Annotated in this window: 1 protein-coding gene and 1 CRISPR repeat array; the gene reads left to right on the forward strand. The window is 44.2% G+C overall.

Translation table 11 applies throughout. The annotated features are described in order from the left end of the window. Positions 1-1,516 (forward strand): M56 family metallopeptidase (locus tag DFR58_RS21470; protein ID WP_242987780.1); only part of this gene is annotated, 1,516 nt, incomplete at its 5' end. Between the two features lie 370 nt (positions 1,517-1,886). Next, positions 1,887-2,933: a CRISPR direct-repeat array (repeat unit 33 nt; unit sequence ATTTCAATCCACGCTCCCCATACGGGAAGCGAC). The last annotated feature ends 414 nt before the right edge of the window (positions 2,934-3,347 follow it).

Consider the following 3,347-nt stretch of genomic DNA (forward strand, 5'->3'; position numbering starts at 1 on the left):
TCTTGCCGACCACATTGTATCCCCCTTTGTTATCGGTCTGTTTCGTCCAAAAATTTACTTACCATCGACTTTAGCGGAGCATGAGCAAAGCTATATTATCCTGCATGAGCAAACCCATATTCGGCGCTTTGACCATGTAATGAAAATAGTGGCGTTTGCGGCTTTGTGTATCCACTGGTTTAATCCGCTCGTTTGGATAGCGTTTACGCTTACGATCAAGGATATGGAAATGTCCTGTGATGAAAGCGTAATGAAACGGCTGGGGGCCAACATTCGAGAGGAATATTCTGCATTGCTTTTAAGCCTTGCAACGGGCAGAAAGATCATTGCCGGTACTCCTCTGGCCTTTGGAGAAGGTGATACGAAAAGCAGGATAAAGAATGTACTACGCTACAAAAAGCCTGCCTTGTGGGTCATGCTGGCAGCATTGATTGTCGTATCTGCAATCTGTATTGCATTTGCGTCCAACCCGCCGCGTACATCAATGGAATGGGCTAAAAAGCTACGTGTCGAGGATGTTGTAAAAATTGAGTTGGTTGTAATGGCGAGCGATGAAGATGCGCGGTATCGCCTGTTTGACCGTTCCGAGTTTTCCGATGTCGTTGCATTAGTTAATAAAAGCCGGGGCGGGTATCTTCCAAACCCGGAAAGTCTGGCAGGCAGTGGTGTAACGTACTATATTACCACCACAGATGGGGTGCGCCATATATTCAGTAACAACGGCTATTTATTTATTGATGGGGACTCTTATGATGCCGGACATCATTGGCTTTCATCGTGGGGCAATGTAAAAGGAAACGCCCCTCTGCCGGAACCCTTCCTCTTTGGCAATGAGAATTTCCTAACCCTTGACGAACTGAAGCTCATTGCGCAAAAGGGTGATGCTATTTCGTGGGATGATTTTGCGTCCTACCATGGGCAGGATGTCGGTTCGGGGCTGTATATTATGCGCTATCCAATGGAGCCGCCCTATTATGTTATGGTTGGCGGGGTGCCAGGAGAACCGCCCATGTATGTTCGCTTATATTCTACCGAGACGGAACAGTATATTGACATTCGACAGGAAAGCATCGACGATTTCATCCAAAAATCAGATAATGAAAATGGTAGCAATTCGACTATTGAATCTATTGCCTGGGAATTTATAAATGATAACATTGTTAATTATGAACAAACTCCCGGAGTAGAAATAATTGATAGCAAAATATCGTTTTTAGAACTGGTTACAAGACCAGGTCTTGATAATCTTGCCGATAGAACCATCTATGTATTTTTCTTGGAATACCGCCTGTTACCAAAAGATTTAAGCAAAGTAGTATTAGCTGGAGGCATGGATGTAGACGAACAAGGCTGGATTACAGAACGTAGCAGTATGGGTCAACCATTAATTGTCGCATTTGAGGAAGAAGGTAAAGCGGAATTAATCGGCTTCCTTTGGACGGCAGAAATATCAGAGAAAAACGGGGGTTTAGAGGCAGCAGTAAAAGATTTGCTGGAACAGAAAAATGACAATTAAGTTCTTTTTCGCAATAATTACGGAACGACTGGTATGACTGATGATCAGATGTTGACATCAAATACGCATACCTTGGACGGTGTGGGCCAATGGGAGGACAGGAACTACATCGCTATGAGAAGTCACATCCTGAAAAGGTTACAATAAAACCAACGCCATCATTTTAGCGGTAATAATCTATATCTATTAAGAACAAGCAGGGACGGTTCTTGTCTTGCCCTATTTGCCATGATAAAATAAAACGGAGTATGTGCTGACGGTTTGACAGAAGTGGGATTGCCTCATAAGCTTTTTGGAGGCATAAGCGAATCAAGGGTGAGCATAATCTTGAGTAAAAAAAGCGCAAGTCAAGAACCGTCCCTGCTTGCCCAATTCAATCCACGCTCCCCATGCGGGAAGCGACGTGTCCCGGTGTCTGCGTGGGGTAATCCACAAATATTTCAATCCACGCTCCCCATACGGGAAGCGACGTCTGCGCTTTACAATACTCCAATACGGCCTCAAATTTCAATCCACGCTCCCCATACGGGAAGCGACCTGCACCTTCTTTTTCTAGTCCTTCGCAAATATTGCATTTCAATCCACGCTCCCCATACGGGAAGCGACTTTCCGCCCCCAAACCTCTACGAATATTATAAAACATTTCAATCCACGCTCCCCATACGGGAAGCGACCCCTGCATTAAAATCCTTATGGGGACGGACGGCAATTTCAATCCACGCTCCCCATACGGGAAGCGACAGCTGGGTGCAACATGGATTGAGTCTGCGGATATTATTTCAATCCACGCTCCCCATACGGGAAGCGACTAAAAATGATTGTGATTAATTTTAGTTTTAATAAGATTTCAATCCACGCTCCCCATACGGGAAGCGACCTGACCGGGCGGCTGATTCTACCCGTTGTCGTTGGCATTTCAATCCACGCTCCCCATACGGGAAGCGACCTATCGTTTTTAATATTGAGTATCAATGCAAAAGATTTCAATCCACGCTCCCCATACGGGAAGCGACTTTTGTATGCCTCTGTGGACGGTAGTCCCAGCCCATTTCAATCCACGCTCCCCATACGGGAAGCGACGAGGGTTATAAATGAGTAGTTTTAAAAAATCACTATTTCAATCCACGCTCCCCATACGGGAAGCGACAAAACAACTGACTTGGAGGTAAAAATTGATGACGATTTCAATCCACGCTCCCCATACGGGAAGCGACGGCACTCATTTACGTATGGACGCGGTGGCAATAAAATTTCAATCCACGCTCCCCATACGGGAAGCGACATAGTTTCTTCGATGATGGTATAAAATTAACACATATTTCAATCCACGCTCCCCATACGGGAAGCGACAACAGGTAATTTTAAAACCTTTCTTTGCACTCCCATTTCAATCCACGCTCCCCATACGGGAAGCGACAGCCAAATTGCACAAATGCATGTTGCGCTTGTTGTGCAATATGCACAAGTGTCATGGCAAAATTAGCGCAACTCCGCAATATACTCCTGTATACCTGCCGAATTGCGCCATGATCCGACATTTTTTCAGGTGCGAATGTCCCGTGGGATTTTATGATCGCTTCACATTCGCACCACAAAGATAAAGACTCTTCATAATAACCTTAATTCTCCATAGAAAATAAAAATCCTTCTTGCCGGGGACGTCAGACTGTGCTAAAATAGCAAAAAATGTTAATTGTATTTATATTAAATTTAGCAGTAGATTACCATACTATTTGACAATTATTTACAGTATGTACATTAGAGAGGTTGAAAGAGTCCTTTAAACCTTTCAATCTCTTTAATATTTCCTTGGTTCCGACAATGTTTATCA

Origin of the sequence: Anaerobacterium chartisolvens, assembly GCF_003337415.1 — a bacterium.
Classification (GTDB): domain Bacteria; phylum Bacillota; class Clostridia; order Acetivibrionales; family DSM-27016; genus Anaerobacterium; species Anaerobacterium chartisolvens.